The 15,706-nt window shown below is 58.7% G+C and carries 16 protein-coding genes; 6 read left to right on the forward strand and 10 right to left on the reverse strand.

The annotated features are described in order from the left end of the window. The first annotated feature begins 96 nt into the window (after positions 1 to 96). The 3 genes from ACR0BD_RS16425 (at position 97) to ACR0BD_RS16435 (ending at position 2,773) form a co-directional block, all read left to right on the forward strand. Positions 97 to 651, forward strand: coding sequence for a helix-turn-helix domain-containing protein (locus tag ACR0BD_RS16425; protein ID WP_480832206.1), 555 nt, complete (start codon positions 97 to 99; stop codon positions 649 to 651). A gap of 83 nt (positions 652 to 734) precedes the next feature. Continuing rightward, on the forward strand, positions 735 to 1,589 hold the full coding sequence (sseA, locus tag ACR0BD_RS16430; protein ID WP_480832021.1) for a 3-mercaptopyruvate sulfurtransferase: 855 nt from the start codon (positions 735 to 737) through the stop codon (positions 1,587 to 1,589). Beyond that, positions 1,589 to 2,773: an amino acid aminotransferase gene (locus ACR0BD_RS16435; RefSeq protein ID WP_480832023.1), complete on the forward strand. Its 1,185-nt coding sequence runs from the start codon at positions 1,589 to 1,591 to the stop codon at positions 2,771 to 2,773. Before sseA ends, ACR0BD_RS16435 begins: the two co-directional genes overlap by 1 nt. Before the next feature lie 111 nt (positions 2,774 to 2,884). On the opposite strand, the gene ACR0BD_RS16440 is transcribed toward ACR0BD_RS16435, so the two are convergent. Further along, positions 2,885 to 4,195 carry an ammonium transporter gene (locus ACR0BD_RS16440; RefSeq protein WP_480832025.1) on the reverse strand — a complete coding sequence of 437 codons (1,311 nt, stop codon included), beginning with the start codon at positions 4,193 to 4,195 and terminating at the stop codon, positions 2,885 to 2,887. 34 nt (positions 4,196 to 4,229) lie between these two features. Continuing rightward, entirely contained in the window at positions 4,230 to 4,568 is a 339-nt protein-coding gene (locus ACR0BD_RS16445) for a P-II family nitrogen regulator (protein WP_480698358.1), read from the reverse strand. A gap of 259 nt (positions 4,569 to 4,827) precedes the next feature. Here ACR0BD_RS16445 and ACR0BD_RS16450 point away from each other — a divergent pair, with 259 nt between their 5' ends. Further along, a complete protein-coding gene (locus ACR0BD_RS16450; protein WP_480698356.1) occupies positions 4,828 to 7,014 on the forward strand; it encodes a transglycosylase domain-containing protein in 2,187 nt (728 codons plus the stop codon). A 61-nt stretch (positions 7,015 to 7,075) separates the two neighbouring features. Here ACR0BD_RS16450 and leuB read toward each other — a convergent pair whose 3' ends face one another. After that, positions 7,076 to 8,179 carry a 3-isopropylmalate dehydrogenase gene (gene leuB / locus ACR0BD_RS16455; protein WP_480698354.1) on the reverse strand — a complete coding sequence of 368 codons (1,104 nt, stop codon included), beginning with the start codon at positions 8,177 to 8,179 and terminating at the stop codon, positions 7,076 to 7,078. Between the two features lie 91 nt (positions 8,180 to 8,270). On the opposite strand from leuB, the gene ACR0BD_RS16460 reads away from it, so the two are divergent. Then, the gene (locus ACR0BD_RS16460) at positions 8,271 to 8,798 is read left to right on the forward strand and encodes a redoxin domain-containing protein (protein ID WP_480832028.1); all 528 of its coding nucleotides are present in this window, start codon (positions 8,271 to 8,273) and stop codon (positions 8,796 to 8,798) included. Here the strand turns inward: ACR0BD_RS16460 and ACR0BD_RS16465 are convergent. Further along, a complete protein-coding gene (locus ACR0BD_RS16465) occupies positions 8,795 to 9,694 on the reverse strand; it encodes a LysR family transcriptional regulator (RefSeq protein ID WP_480832031.1) in 900 nt (299 codons plus the stop codon). The genes ACR0BD_RS16460 and ACR0BD_RS16465 overlap by 4 nt on opposite strands. Positions 9,695 to 9,779: 85 nt before the next feature. Between ACR0BD_RS16465 and ACR0BD_RS16470 the strand changes: the two genes are divergently transcribed. Next, positions 9,780 to 10,658, forward strand: coding sequence for a Rossmann-fold NAD(P)-binding domain-containing protein (locus ACR0BD_RS16470; protein WP_480832033.1), 879 nt, complete (start codon positions 9,780 to 9,782; stop codon positions 10,656 to 10,658). Between the two features lie 8 nt (positions 10,659 to 10,666). Here ACR0BD_RS16470 and ACR0BD_RS16475 read toward each other — a convergent pair whose 3' ends face one another. The 6 genes from ACR0BD_RS16475 to ACR0BD_RS16500 form a co-directional block, all read right to left on the reverse strand. Beyond that, a complete protein-coding gene (locus ACR0BD_RS16475; protein ID WP_480832034.1) occupies positions 10,667 to 11,695 on the reverse strand; it encodes an endonuclease/exonuclease/phosphatase family protein in 1,029 nt (342 codons plus the stop codon). After that, entirely contained in the window at positions 11,692 to 12,522 is an 831-nt protein-coding gene (locus tag ACR0BD_RS16480; protein ID WP_480698344.1) for a hypothetical protein, read from the reverse strand. Before ACR0BD_RS16480 ends, ACR0BD_RS16475 begins: the two co-directional genes overlap by 4 nt. Positions 12,523 to 12,850: 328 nt before the next feature. Next, the gene (gene leuD / locus ACR0BD_RS16485) at positions 12,851 to 13,456 is read right to left on the reverse strand and encodes a 3-isopropylmalate dehydratase small subunit (RefSeq protein WP_480698342.1); all 606 of its coding nucleotides are present in this window, start codon (positions 13,454 to 13,456) and stop codon (positions 12,851 to 12,853) included. Between the two features lie 42 nt (positions 13,457 to 13,498). Continuing rightward, complete coding sequence (locus ACR0BD_RS16490; RefSeq protein ID WP_480698340.1) at positions 13,499 to 14,071, reverse strand: HdeD family acid-resistance protein; 573 nt, start codon at positions 14,069 to 14,071, stop codon at positions 13,499 to 13,501. Between the two features lie 37 nt (positions 14,072 to 14,108). Further along, positions 14,109 to 15,512 carry a 3-isopropylmalate dehydratase large subunit gene (leuC, locus tag ACR0BD_RS16495; protein ID WP_480832037.1) on the reverse strand — a complete coding sequence of 468 codons (1,404 nt, stop codon included), beginning with the start codon at positions 15,510 to 15,512 and terminating at the stop codon, positions 14,109 to 14,111. Positions 15,513 to 15,555: 43 nt separating this feature from the next. Further along, positions 15,556 to 15,663: an isopropylmalate isomerase gene (locus ACR0BD_RS16500; protein ID WP_174819376.1), complete on the reverse strand. Its 108-nt coding sequence runs from the start codon at positions 15,661 to 15,663 to the stop codon at positions 15,556 to 15,558. Positions 15,664 to 15,706 lie beyond the last annotated feature (43 nt).

Here is a 15,706-nt window from a genome sequence, read left to right on the forward strand (position 1 = left end):
CCCTTTTGCCCCGGTTGCGATATGCGGGAGATGTGCGTTATAGCGCACGTATCACATGTGCGCTATAACGCACAAGAGGATTCGGAAGACGACGATATGGCACCGGACGAGATTACGCTGAAATTACGGGATGTGCGGGCGGCCTCGGGGCTGAGTCTGTCGAAAGTGGCCGAAATGACCGGCGTCAGCAAAGCCATGCTGGGCCAGATCGAGCGCGGCGAATCCAGCCCCACCATCGCGACGCTGTGGAAGATCGCAAAGGGTTTCCAACTGCCTCTGAGCGCCCTAATCGGCGCGTCGGCGTTGCGTGACCCTGCCGACGCAAGCCTGTTTCGCACGGTAACCTTTCCCGGCAGTATTGAGGTCAAAATCGTCTTTCCATTTGACCCCACCCTGGGGGCCGAGACCTTTCATGTCGATCTTGCCCCCAACCAGAGCCACGAATCCCCCGCGCATGCTGCGGGCGTGACCGAAGAAGTGTTCGTGTTGAACGGATCGCTCGAAATTCTGCGCGACGGGGACTGGGTACCGCTGCAAGCCGGGCAGGGGCTGCGCTTTGCCGCGGATCTGCCGCATGGTTATCGCGCTGGTGCCGAAGGGGCCGCGTTTTTGAATATGCATCATTACGGGCAGGCGGCACCAGTTGGATAGACAGCCCTAAGACGCCCATCCAGCCTTGAACCTGCATCCCTGCACGTATAGGGAAAACGCAAGCTCGCTCAGCGGAGGCTCAGATGCAGGACGATCCGAAAACCCTCGTTTCCACCGAATGGCTTGCAGCCCATATGAAGGACCCGGACCTGCGGGTTCTGGACGGGTCGTGGTACTTGCCACAGCAGGGGCGCGATGCCAAGGCTGAATATGATGCGGCTCATATCCCGGGCGCGCGCTTCTTTGATATCGATGAGATTTCGGACCTGCGTTCTGACCTGCCGCATATGGCACCACCAGTCGAGAAGTTCATGTCGCGGCTTCGGGCGATGGGCGTTGGCGATGGCCATCAGGTGGTCGTCTATGACGGGGCTGGGCTGATGTCGGCCGCGCGTGTCTGGTGGTTATTCCGCCTGATGGGGCAGGAAAACGTGGCTGTTCTGGATGGCGGGTTTCCCAAATGGCAATCCGAGGGGCGCGAGGTCGAAGACCTGCCACCTGTTATCCGCGACCGCCACATGACGGTGCGGGTTCAGAACCATCTCGTGCGGGATGTGACGCAAGTCTCTGCCGCCGCAAAGCTGGCCGATCACGAAATCATCGATGCCCGAGCTGCCGCCCGTTTCGCGGGCACCGCGCCCGAGCCGCGCGAAGGATTGCGCTCGGGCCATATTCCGGGGTCGCGCAACGTGCCGTTTACCGAGCTGCTGAACAAGAACGGCACAATGAAGTCGCCCGACGACTGCCGCGCCGTATTCGAAGCGGCAGGCGTGGACTTGTCCAAACCTGCCATCACGTCGTGCGGTTCCGGCGTTACGGCCGCGATCCTCAGCCTTGCGCTTGAACGCATGGGCAAGAAAGACCACTCGCTTTATGACGGGTCCTGGGCTGAATGGGGTGCCTTCCCGACCCTGCCCGTCGCAACCGGAGAGAACTGATGTTCGAGAACCTCAAACCGCAGCCCGCCGATAAGATTCTGGCGCTGATGCAGATGTACCGCGAAGATCCGCGCGATCAAAAGATCGACCTGGGTGTGGGTGTCTACAAGAACGCTGAAGGTATCACCCCTGTGATGCGCGCAGTGAAAGCAGCCGAAAAACGCATTCTGGAGGAACAGGAAAGCAAAGCCTACACAGGTCTGGCGGGCGATCCGGCCTATTCGGATGCGATGATCGGGTTGATCCTTGGCAACGCGGTTCCACGTGGAAACATTGCAGCCGTGGCAACACCGGGCGGCACCGGCGCGTGCCGTCAGGCGTTTGAGATGATCCGCATGGCCAACCCCTCGGCACGGGTGTTTGTGTCGAATCCGACATGGCCGAACCACCTGTCGATCCTGAGCTATCTGGGGATGGAGACGGTCCAGTACCGTTACTTCGATGGTGAAACCCGTGGCGTAGACTTCGACGGCATGGTCGAGGATCTGAAAACCGCCAAAGCGGGCGACGTGGTCCTGCTGCATGGTTGCTGTCATAACCCGACCGGCGCCAACCTGAATATGGTACAATGGCAAGAGGTCGTGAACATCATCAACGAGCTTGGCCTCGTGGCGATGATAGACATTGCTTATCAAGGGTTCGGCGACGGTCTTGAGGAAGACGCGCAGGCGACACGGCTGGTGGCCTCGTCCGTCAAGCGCTGCCTGATCGCGGCGTCTTGTTCGAAGAACTTTGGCGTGTACCGGGAACGTACCGGGCTGTTGATGGCAATCAGCGATGATGCTTCGCAGACCGCGTTGAATCAGTCGACGCTCGCGTTTTTGAACCGTCAGAACTATTCCTTCCCGCCCGACCACGGCGCGCGCGTTGTGACGACGATCCTGAACGACGATGCGTTGCGCGCAGATTGGGCCGCAGAGCTGGAAGAGGTGCGCCTGTCCATGCTAGGCCTGCGTCAGCAACTGGCCGATGAGCTGCAACGCCTCAGCGGTTCGGATCGGTTTGGATTTGTAGCCCAGCACCGCGGTATGTTCTCGCGCCTCGGAGCAGCGCCGGAGCTGGTCGAGAAATTGCGCGCAGATCATGGTATTTACATGGTAGGCGACAGCCGCCTGAACATTGCGGGCCTGAACGCGGCGACGGTACCGATTTTAGCCAAGGCGATCATCGACGTCGGCGTCTGATATCTAACCATTCATTAGAAAAAGCCGCGCAACCCAGCGCGGCTTTTTTTGTATGCGACCAACAGAAAAGCCGGGCGCGAACGCCCGGCTTTAGATTGAGTTGGAAAGGGCTTAGCCTTTCGAGAATTCCGGATAGGCTTCCATACCCAGTTCCGCCATGTCGAGGCCGTTGATCTCGTCCTCTTCGCTGACGCGGATACCCATGACGGTTTTCAGGATGGTCCACAGGATCAATGCGCCGACAAAGGTGAACACACCGTATGCTGCGATACCCAGCAGCTGTGTGCCCAGGCTTGCCTCACCGTAGAAGATAACGGCGATGGTGCCCCAGATACCGGCGAACAGGTGAACCGGAATTGCACCGACAACGTCGTCCAGCTTGAACTTGTCCAGCATCGGAACGGTGAAGACCACGATGATGCCGCCAACTGCACCAATCCACAGAGCGCCAAACAGTGTCGGAGCCAGCGGTTCAGCAGTGATCGAAACCAGACCGGCCAGCGCGCCGTTCAGAACCATGGTCAGGTCAGGCTTTTTATAAAGAACCTGTGTCAGGATCAGCGCTGTAACTGCACCCGAAGCGGCTGCCATGTTGGTGTTGGCAAAGATGCGCGAAACGTCAGATACGTCACCCACGGTGCCCATTGCCAGCTGCGAGCCGCCGTTGAAGCCGAACCAGCCCAGCCACAGGATGAACGTACCCAAAGTTGCCAGCGCCAGGTTCGAACCGGGCATAGGATGCACTTTGCCGTCCTTGTATTTGCCGATACGCGGGCCAAGCACGATCACACCTGCCAGAGCTGCCCAGCCACCGACCGAGTGTACAACGGTCGAACCAGCGAAGTCCGAGAAGCCAGCTTCAGACAACCAGCCGCCGCCCCACTGCCAGGAGCCTGAGATCGGGTACAGGATACCGGTCAGCACGACCACGAAGATCAGGAAGGGGAACAGCTTGATCCGCTCGGCTACGGCACCCGACACGATGGACGCGGTTGCAGCCACAAAGACCAGCTGGAAGAAGAAGTCTGACCCGATCGAGGCATATTCCAAGGCAGCCTCGGCAGGGTCAACACCAACCGGGTCCAGCACGGTTGGGCCGCCAATGGCGAAGAAGCCGTTGAAGTCGCCCGGATACATCGTGTTGAAGCCAACCAGCCAGTACATGATTGCGGCAAGAGAAAACAGAGCCACGTTCTTGATCATCTGCATGGCAACGTTCTTGGAACGCACCAGACCGCCTTCCAGCATGGCAAAGCCTGCCGCCATGAAGAAGACAAGGAATCCCGCCATCAGGAACAACAGCGTGGTAAAGATATACTGGGTGTGTAGCGCGGCTTCGCCAGCGGCGGCTTCCTGCGCCAGACCCATCTGCGGCAGCGCGACGATCGCGGCGGCAGGGATGAGAGATTTCATCAGGTTCATTGTGTGTCCTCGAGTAGTGATGAGTGGGGACGCCTTACAGCGCCTCTTCGTTGGTTTCCCCGGTCCGCACGCGCAGGGCCTGCTCGACGTCGAGGACGAAAATCTTGCCGTCACCGATCTTGCCGGTCTTGGCTGTGTTTGTGATGGTTTCGACGATCTGGTCGGCCATCGTGGCGGGAACCACGATTTCCAGTTTGATCTTGGGCACAAAGTTCACGGCGTATTCCGCGCCGCGATAGATTTCCGTGTGACCGGATTGCGAGCCGAAGCCCTTGATTTCGGTCACCATCATGCCGCGCACGCCGGCCGCGGTCAGTGCCTCGCGCACCTCCTCGAGCTTGAACGGCTTGATTGTCGCAATGATCAGTTTCACGTTGGTCCCCTTTGTTTCCCCGGTCTGTCCGGTCTGTTTGCACTCGCAGCAAAAAAGCGCGACTGTGCGCCTTTAGGAACGTTCAACTCACCGAAAAGATGCGGGAAATGGTGGCAAGGTGCACAATTTTTGCACAAAATAATAACAATGCCTAAAAAATGTGCAGAAAAAGTAAGCCAATTTCCGGAAATTCTGACCTCTACTTCAAGGATGTGGCAGGGTATGGTGCCTGAAAACGATAACCGGGCAGAGTTTGGAAATGACTGAGTCCAGGCGCCGCAAGACACCTCTTGTCGCGGATAAAAGATACCCGTCGAAAGGGCGCAAGCCCAAGGCGACCAAGCGTGCGGCAAAGCCTGCAGGCAAGAAAGCAGTTGCGCGCAAAACAACCACTCGCCGGACAAGTAGAAAGAAAACACGCAAGAAATCCGGCGGAGGCGGCGGTGGGATTTTCCGCCGTATGTTCCGCTGGCTGTGGCGTCTGATCTGGGGTGTGACCTGGCGCGTGGGTGCGGTTGGCGCCTTGTTATTGGCACTGGCAATCGGGGTGGTCTATTCGACCTTGCCGGATGTTGATTCTCTGCTGGACGGTCGCGCGCGCGGTTCGGTGACGATGCTGGACCGGGACGGCAAGGTCTTTGCGTGGCGCGGTGATCAGTTTGGTGGTGTGATTACGGCAGATACCGTGTCACCTCATCTTAAGAACGCGGTTGTCGCAACCGAGGACAAGCGGTTCTATCGTCATTTCGGTGTCAGCCCGCGGGGTGTGGCCAGCGCCGTCCGTATTAACCTGAGCGAGGGGCGGGGCCCGCTGTCAGGCCATGGCGGGTCGACGATTACGCAGCAGACGGCCAAATTATTGTGTCTGGGCGTGCCTTATGTGCCGAACGAGTGGGAGTCTGAAGCCGCTTATGAGGCCGATTGCCGTCAGGGCTCGCTCTGGCGCAAGGCCAAAGAGGCTGTCTATGCGATGGCGATGGAGGTCAAATACTCCAAGGATGAAATCCTGACCATCTATCTGAACCGCGCGTTTCTGGGCGCAGGCGCACGTGGATTCGAGGCGGCCAGTCAGCGTTACTTTGGTATTTCAGCGGCTGAGGTTTCTCCGTCCGAGGCGGCGATGCTGGCGGGCTTGTTGGTGGCACCGACCCGGTATGCACCGACGAACAATCTGCAACGGTCTCAGGACCGGGCACGGCTTGTTGTGGGCTTGATGGAAGATCAGGGCTATTTGTCATCCGCGCAGGCCAGTGAAGCACGCGCGCGCCCTGCCGAGCTGTCCGAGGCTGCCGCAGCACGGGCGGGCGGTTATTTCGCCGATTGGGTCATGGCCAGCGGGCCCGAGTTCTTTACGCGCAATACGACCGAAGATGTGGTCATTCGCACGACTCTGGACCAGCGCCTGCAGAAATCGGCGGAAGAGGCGCTGCAATACATCTTTCAGGAAAAGGTACGCGAAGGGTCCAAGGCGCAAGCCGCAATTGTTGTGATGTCGGCTGACGGAGCCGTGCGTGCGATGGTCGGCGGACGCAAGACCCGCGTCTCGGGCGCATTCAACCGGGCGACGCAGGCGCTGCGTCAAACAGGGTCTTCCTTTAAACCCTTTGTCTACGCCACCGCGCTGGAACTGGGGTATTCCCCGCTGGATACGGTGATGGATGAACCCTATTGCATCGACATTCCCGGTTCCGGGCAATGGTGCCCCAAGAACTACACCAACAAGTTCTACGGTCGCGTCTCGTTGGCGGACGCGTTGAAGAACTCTCTGAACATTCCCGCGGTGAAGGTGGCTGAGATTTCAGGGTTGGAGAATGTGCGTACCGTGGCCAACGGCTTTGGCATAGCCAACGATCTGGCCGAAGGTCCCGCGCTGGCCCTTGGTGCGTCCGAAAGCACGCTGATCGAGATGACCGGGGCCTATGCTGGCATCCTGAACGGCGGATCGGCCGTGGAACCTTATGGCCTGACCGAGCTGAAATTACTGGGCGATGAAACGCCGGTCATGGTGACAACAACGGGTATCGGTGAGCGTGTCATCAACGACAAAGCCGCCAAACAGCTTACCTGGATGATGGAGCGTGTTGTGTCCGAAGGCACAGGCGGCCGTGCCAAGCTGCCGGGATGGCAGGTGGCGGGCAAGACGGGCACCACTCAGGCGGCGCGAGATGCTTGGTTCATCGGGTTCACTGCTGACTACGTGGCAGGTGTCTGGATGGGGTATGACGACAACACGCCCCTGTCCGGTGTGACGGGCGGTGGTTTGCCGGCTGAAATCTGGAAAGAGACAATGGTGCGCGTGACCGAAGGCATGACGCCCTCTCCGCTGCCAATGCTCGCACCGGATCCGCCCGTACGGACAGCTCAGCCGCGTCAGCAGCGCCGCAACTCTGGAAATGGTTTCGAAAAGGCGATCAACAACCTGTTGAACAACATTTTCGGAAACTGACTAACCAAACAAAAAGGCGGCACCAGCTGGCGCCGCCTTAAACGTTCGATTGCGTCCCTGATCAGAGGCTTTCGTCCAGCGCCGCCAGGATAGCGTCGCCCATTTCCGTGGTCGAAACGGGCTCGACCCCTTCTTCGGCCAACAGATCGGCTGTACGGACGCCGTCTGCCAGAACTTTCTCAATGGCGGCTTCCAGGCGGTCAGCCTCTGCGCCTTGATCAAAGCTGTAGCGCAGCGCCATAGCAAAGCTGAGGATACAGGCAATGGGGTTGGCCTTGCCCTGACCCGCGATGTCGGGGGCCGAGCCGTGGACCGGTTCATACATCGCCTTGGGTCGACCATTGGCCATCGGAGCACCCAGGCTGGCAGACGGCAGCATGCCCAGCGAACCTGTCAGCATCGCGGCACAATCCGACAGGATATCGCCGAAAAGGTTGTCGGTGACGATAACGTCGAACTGCTTGGGCGCGCGCACCAGCTGCATCGCACCATTGTCGGCATACATATGGATCAGCTCGACCTCGGGATAGTCCTTGGCGACCTGATCCACGACTTCGCGCCACAGAATGCCAGATTCCATGACATTGGCTTTTTCCATCGAGCAGAGCTTTTTGTTCCGGCGCATCGCCAGTTCAAAGGCCGAGCGCGCGGCGCGTTCGATTTCACTCTCGGTGTAGCGCTGCGTGTTGATACCGACACGCTCGTTGCCTTCTTCGAAGATGCCGCGGGGCTCACCGAAATACACGCCCGAGGTCAGCTCGCGCACAATCATGATGTCGAGGCCGGAAACAACGTCGGGTTTCAGCGACGAGAAATCTGCCAGCGCGTCAAAACACTGAGCTGGACGCAGGTTGGAATACAGGTCCATTTCCTTGCGCAGTCGCAACAGGCCACGTTCAGGTTTCACGCTGAAGTCCAGATTGTCGTATTTCGGGCCGCCAACAGCACCCAGAAGAACCGCATCGACCTCTTGCGCCTTGGCCATCGTCTCGTCCGACAGGGGTTTGCCATGGGCGTCATACGCGGCACCGCCGACCAGATCCTCGCTCACGTCAAAGTGAAGGTCGCGTTTTTCACCGAACCAATCGATTACTCTGCGCACTTCGGCCATAACTTCCGGGCCAATTCCGTCTCCGGGCAGGATGAGGAGCGAGGGGTTGGACATCGACAGTCTCCTTGCGTTTTGTCGCAAAGGGCCTAGCGTCTGCGCGGCATCGGGTCAATGAGACGAACCCACCAAAACACGAGGAAAACACATGTTGATACCGGGAAACCCCGTCCCCGCGCTGAAAATTGAAACGGTGGGTCATGGAACCTTTGATCTGGACGCCGACAAAGGTGAAAACGGAACACTGGTGATTCAATACCGCGGCCTGCATTGCCCGATCTGCATCAACCAGATGAGCGAGGTTGAGGCGGCGCTGGACGATTTCGCAGCGCTGGGCGTCGAAGTGGTCATGATCACAACGGATACGGCAGAACGCGCGGCTGAGACGGTCGAAAAAGCGGGCGTGTCCCGCTTGCGGGTCGGGCATAGTTTGCCTCTGGCCGAGGCGCGGGAAGGTTGGGGTCTGAACATCTCGACGGCACGCGAAGGCAGCGCGGAACCCGACATGTTCGCCGAGCCTGGACATTTCTTTATCACGCCATATCAGACACTGTTCTTTGCGTGGCAACAAACGGTCCCATTCGCCCGGCCGGCGATGTCCGATATCGTCGGTGGTCTGAAGTTTGCCCTGGGGAACAATTATCCCGCGCGTGGCACTTATACCGGCCCGCTTTAGGCCTTGAGGCTGGATTTCAGGCCATCGGCCAGCAAGTCCCAGACGCGGCGAATGCGTGGCGTCTGGCGCATGGCCTGAGGGGCGGCCAGCCAGACAGGAAGGGCTTCGACCTCGACATCCAGATCGAGAACTTCGATGTCCGGGTCTGCTTCGGCCACCTGAACCTGTGAAAAACCGATGCCGCACCCCGCACGGACCAATTGCCAATAGGCGCTTTGCAGATCGCATCTGGTGGCGAAGCTGTCTTTGCTGACTGGCCACCCCCGAGCCCGCATACGGCTGATGATATGCGGGTTGGCATCAAAGCCGACAAGATCATGTTCGAACAACTCCTGAGGCGCATCCGGGCGCCCTGCACGGTCCAGATACGATTTGGCTGCACAGAAACACAGGCGCACATCCCCCAGGTAACGGGAAATGATATCTACCTGCTCGGGCCGGTACATGCGCACGGCGATATCCGCCTCTCGGTACAAAAGATTTTCGGTGGCATCGGTCGCCACCAGTTCCAACTGGATGGCCGGTTCCTTGGCGCGAATTTGGGCCAATATCGGAGGCAGCAGGTGGTGCGATGCGAAGACCGAGGCCGTAATGCGCACGGACCCTTCCAGTTGCTGGGATTGTCCGGCAGCCGTCAGGCTGAGCGCGTTCATCGCCGAGTGCATTTGTTGCGCCATGGGCAAAAGCTGGGCACCGATCTGGCTAAGTTTGAGGCCACGAGAATGCCGGTCAAACAAGGACACGCCCAGCTCCTCTTCAAGGGCGTGAATTTGACGGCCCAATGTGGGTTGGCTGCGGTCAAGTCGCCGGGCAGCGGCGGAAAGCGAGCCGGTTTCGGCAACGGCCAGAAAGCTTTGTATCAGCGACCAGTCAGCGGGTGAGAGCGTTTTATCCATTCAAAAATGAATACACGCTGTACGGTATCCTGCAATTCCTGAATCGCTCTGAATGGCCCATATTGCGGTAAGCAGCGAGGTGATCATGACGCAAACTGTTCTTATTCTGGGCGCAACCGGTCGGTTCGGTCGAAATGCTGTTGCGGCGTTCGACCAGGCCGGATGGGCTGTCCGCACGTTCCAGCGTGGGACGCAATCCCTAGACAGCGCAACCAACGGGGCGCAGGTCATCGTCAATGCGTGGAACCCGCCTTATACCCATTGGGCACAGCAGGTGCCGAAACTGACCCAACAGGTCATAGCTGCCGCATCAAATAGTGACTCGACCGTGATCATCCCCGGCAATGTCTACGTGTTTGGTGCTCAGCCCGCCGATGCGTGGTCGGGTTCCACACCTCATACTGCGGCCAATCCGTTAGGGCGTATACGGATCGATATGGAAGAGGCGTACCGCGCTTCATCGGTCAAGACGATCCTTCTGCGCGCGGGTGACTTCATTGATACGCGCCCCTCGGGCAACTGGTTTGACCGGGTTATGATAAAACGCCTGCCTCAGGGCCAGTTCACGTATCCGGGCCGCCCGGACAGTGTCCACAGTTGGGCCTATTTGCCGGATCTCGCAGAGGCAGCGGTTGGGTTGGCCGAAATTCGGGACAGCTTGCCCCGGTATTGTGACCTGTCCTATCCGGGGTATTCTGTGACCGGCCATGAACTCGCGCAAGCTTTGACGCGCGTCACGGGTAACGACGTCACGCTGAGGCAAATGCACTGGTGGTCGCTTTACCTTGCCCGACCTTTCTGGCCGATGGCCAAGCACCTGATTGAGATGCGCTACCTCTGGGACTTGCCCCATCGACTGGATGGATCAGATTTTGATGCGCTTCTGCCGGAGTTTCAACAAACCGCGCTGGATGACGCGCTACGCATCGCCGTGGGGTCGGTATTGGCAAATGATCCTGCCTGAGGCCGATCTTAAGGAAGGGCGACGTCGACCCAAACCAGTCGGTGCCTGCTGGCCAGTTCGGCAGTATCACGTAACTCAGAACCTGCGGGTGGCCAGAATACGCCCGCGTCCACAACCCGCAGGTCAGCAGATGGAAGGACATAGTCGACGCGCATCTCGCCGACTGCTTTCCAAACGACTGTGGTTTGGTCACCCGACGTGTCACTGGGCTTCGGGTCCTGCAGACGGGGATCCGCCAATAGCGCTTGAATGGCCTGTTTGCGCCCCTCGCCACGCTCTGGGTCCAGGTTGGCGTCTGCGGCAATAACGAACGGCCCTTTGGGCATCCGACCCACTTGGCCATTCAATACCTGCGCCCACAGGCTGATTTCGTCGTGGTTGCGCAGGCCATTGCGGTCTTCCGGCCCGTCAAAAACGGGCGGCGCGGCATGAAAGGTCATCAGGTCCACGGACCCGATGGGCGTATCGACCGGTACCATCCAATGCGCGACTGAGGACAGGCGTTGAAGGGCCTGAGCTTCTGCCGACGGGAACGGTGCAGCGTCTTTACTGGGCAACAGCGCATCCGGTGCGTCACGCCACAGTAGGGTCGAAAAATCCTGAACCTCGTTCGTTCGGATAGAATAGCGTGACAAGACGGCCAACCCTGCTTGCCCGGTGAATTTGCCCCAACCTTGTGCGTCGCCGGGACCGTGGGTTCGACCATCACCGTCCATGTCCAGGTCGGTCGCGAGGCCCGCATTAGGTTGGGCCGAATAGTGATAGGGATAGTCCAACCCGTCTGCACGTAACCGATCCAGCAACGCGGATAGGGTTTGTTGTTTTAAGTCCCAGTCGATCCCTTGCAGTGCAACGATATCGGGACGGGCATGCGCCAACACCGCGACAACGGCCTCAACCTGTGCGTCGCCGCGCTGAATGTCGCGCAGCAAAAGGCCGGGGCCTTCGCGACTGAGTTCGGTGTTGAAAGTGGCGATGCGGACGGTTTCTGCCTGTGCCAAGCCGGGCAGGAGGAGCAGCAGGAGTGCGCGGATCATGCGGTCTGAGTAGACTCGGTCGTGGAATAAGCGCGGCGTTTTTCGACGATCAGGTTGGCGATGCGCACCGTGGCCATACCGCGCATGATCATGCTTGCGGGCAGGAACGCCCATGCGCTCATGGTCCAGATCAGGGTCTGCGGATTGCTCAACGAGATCGGGTTAGCATAGTCGGTCAGCAGTTTGATGAGCGCCGGGATCAGGAAGGGCAGCAGCACGCCGATCGAGATGTTCAAACGTCCGTCCCGCTGTAGACGGGTAACGACGTCTCCGCCCTTGGTGGGGTCGAACAGCGGCAGGTTTGTCCAAACGTTGAATGCGCCGTTGCCCGTGGGCCAACCCCGCATTTTCACGGCGTATGCAAAGCTGCCGATTGTGATCAGGGCCACCACATAGGCGACACTGGCTGCAATACGCACCAGTTCGGTCAGGGGAAAGCTGGCGTCGACGGGCAACATCAGCACAATCAGACGCACAGGCGAGTATGGAAAATCGACGATATTCGCGATGCTCACGCCGATTGTGTAAAACACTTCGGTCACCGCTGTGGGAGCGTAGGCATTCTTACAGATCAGCGTCAGGAACGTGACCATTGAGACCAGACCTACAAAGCGCAGGCGATTTACCGGTGGGGCATCGCGGAATTCAATAAAGCTGGGAAAGGCCGAATTGTATTCGGCAAAGGTCAGGAAAAACGCGAGAATGGCGAGAAACACGACGATCTCGGTCCCATTCGTTGACGATACGGGCAAATACAACGCGGGGGTCAACACCATAAGTGCAACCAAAACGCCCCGAATTGCCGCCCCTGTTGTGCGCGCAATCACTATCCGAACCCTTTCAAACTGGATAGGCCGGTTCTTTGCCGACTTCATTCCAACTTGTGCCCGCCATTCAATATTTTGACGGATGCCTCTAAGCGGCAACACTGGCCCCCTTCGGCATTACGCTCAAGCCAAGGTGCAGAAAACACGCCATTTAAGGCAAAAAGATGGCAAAACTGGTGCTGGTTTGCATCATTGCTGACGCAGATTCGGCGTGCACTTTAGAATTGCCCCTACATGTTGTGGTTGCGGAAAACTGGACCCCAATTATGCGAATGGGGCCACCGAAGTGACCCCATTAAGTTGAGTAGCCACAGAATCATCCACAGAATCAAACCCAGGGGCGGGCCTGACTTGCGTGTTCTTCGAACTTGTCGATGTGGTGATCCTTTTCCATGGTCTGACCAATGTCATCCAGACCGTTCAGCAGGCAGTGCTTGCGGTGGGGATCGATATCGAACTCGATCACGACACCGTCCGATGTGGTGATCTGCTGATCTTCCAGGTGTACGGTCATCCGGGCGTTTTCACCCTTGTGCGCGTCTTCCATCAGGATCGCATGGTGTTCTTCTTCGACGACGATGGGCAGAATGCCGTTCTTGAAGCAGTTGTTGAAGAAGATGTCTGCAAAGCTGGTCGAAATAACAACCTTGATGCCAAAATCCTTGATCGCCCAGGGCGCGTGTTCGCGCGAGGACCCACAGCCGAAATTGTCGCCAGCCACCAGAATCTCGGTGTTGCGGTAGGCGGGCTTGTTCAGAACGAAATCCTCGTTCTCGCCGCCGTGGTCGTGATAGCGCATCTCGTCAAACAGCACGACGCCAAGGCCGGATCGTTTGATCGTTTTCAGGTGCACTTTCGGGATGATCATATCGGTGTCGATATTGATCAATGGCATTGGGGCGGCCACCCCGTGGACTTTGTCAAACTTTTCCATGTCTACACTCCTGCGGGAGAGGGCCGCGCCCGTGCCCCGCGTTTAAGCTTCTTTCGCTTCGGTTGTTTCGTCAGGTGTTGCAGCTTCGCTTTTGGGTGCGTTCTTGACGAAGAACGCCATGAACACGAGGCCGAGACCGTTGAACAGCATTTCGATCCCCAGCAGGATGCCTATCAGTTGCAGCAGAACCGCAGGATCGGTCGCGGCAAAGCGCCAGATCAACACTGCCAGAACGATCGACATCAGGCCCGATATCAGCGTCGCCCAGAAATACTGTGTTCCGCGCATCTGGAACGACAGGATGACCCGCGCGATACCACCTGCCATGAACAGGATCAGGCAGACGGTCGCCAAGGTAACTGTTCCCTGCAAAGGATGATCCAGAAAGGACCAACCCAGAAACAGCATCACAACACCCATGATGAATGACAGAATCTTGTTGCCGGTGCCGTCAACGGTGAAGCCGCCGGCGATCTGCAGAACCCCTGAGATCAGCAGAAACACCCCTGTCACCACCGTCACGGCAATAGACGCCACTGCCGGCGCGCCCAGCACGAATATGCCAAACGCGATGGACAAAAGTCCCAGCAGCAGCCATTTGATCCAGTCACTCATGTCACTAATCCCTCAAATATCTAGATATGAGCGGACCTTACATCAATTCACGAACGTCTGTAAGACGTCCTGTGATCGCCGCTGCGGCGGCCATTGCCGGGCTCAGCAGGTGGGTGCGTCCGCCCCGTCCCTGACGGCCTTCGAAGTTGCGGTTCGAGGTTGCGGCACAGCGCTCGCCCGGTTGCAACTGGTCGGGGTTCATCGCCAGACACATGGAACATCCCGCCAGACGCCATTCGAAACCAGCCTCTTTGAAGATGTCGGCCAAACCCTCTTCTTCGGCCTGAGCCCGAACAAGGCCCGAGCCGGGCACGACCATGGCACGCATCCCGTCCTTAATCTTTTTGCCCTTGAGGATTTCTGCAGCGGCGCGCAGGTCTTCGATCCGGCCATTGGTGCAGGACCCGATAAAGACAGTGTCGATTTCCACGTCGCTGAGTTTCTGACCAGCTTCCAGACCCATATACTCGATCGAACGGCGGGCCGCGTCCACCTTACCGCCCTCAAAATCTTCGGGGTTTGGCACGGTGGCGGTGATCGGCAGGACGTCCTCTGGGCTGGTGCCCCATGTCACGACGGGCGCGATATCTTCGCCGCGCAGGGTGACGACCTTGTCGAAATGCGCGCCTTCGTCAGTGTAAAGTGTCTTCCACCAGTCCATCGCGGCTTCCCACTGGGCCCCTTTCGGTGCGTGGGGACGGCCTTTGACATATTCGAACGTGGTTTCATCGGGGGCGATCAGACCCGCGCGGGCGCCGCCTTCGATGGCCATGTTGCAGACGGTCATGCGACCTTCCATCGTCAGATCACGGATCGCTTCGCCGCAATATTCGATGACATAGCCGGTACCACCAGCGGTGCCGGTCTCACCGATCACGGCCAGAGTGATGTCCTTGGCGGTCACGCCCGGCTGCAATTTGCCGGTGATTTCCACCTTCATGTTCTTGGATTTCTTCTGGATCAGGGTCTGCGTGGCCAGAACATGCTCGACCTCAGAGGTACCAATGCCGTGGGCCAGCGCGCCGAACGCGCCGTGGGTGGCGGTGTGGCTGTCGCCGCAGACAACGGTCATGCCGGGCAGGGTCCAGCCCTGTTCCGGGCCGACGATGTGGACGATGCCCTGACGGACGTCATGAACCGGGTAATAGTGAATGCCAAAATCCTTGGCGTTCTTGTCCAGCGCCTCGACCTGAATGCGCGATTCCGGGTTTTCGATCCCGTTCACACGGTCTGGCGTGGTCGGCACGTTGTGATCTGGCACGGCGATGGTCTTTTCCGGCGCGCGCACCTTGCGGCCCGCCATGCGCAGACCTTCGAACGCCTGCGGGCTGGTTACTTCGTGAACCAGATGGCGGTCGATATACAGCAGGCAGGTGCCATCATCGGCTTCGTGCGCGACATGGGCATCCCAGATCTTGTCATAGAGTGTTTTGGGGGACATCGGTCCTCTCCCGTATGTAATGAGAAATGGCTGGCGAGGTGGCTCAGGCCGCGGATAGGCGCGCCAGAACCGTGCGGGCAGCCCCATAGAACCGTTCGCGCAGACGAGCGCGGTCTTCAAGGTTCTGAATTTGGGCTACGGTGAGTCTCATGCCGTCCAGATATATCGGGGATTGCCTTCAATCAAGGTTCAAT

The organism is Ruegeria sp. G5 (assembly GCF_056533365.1).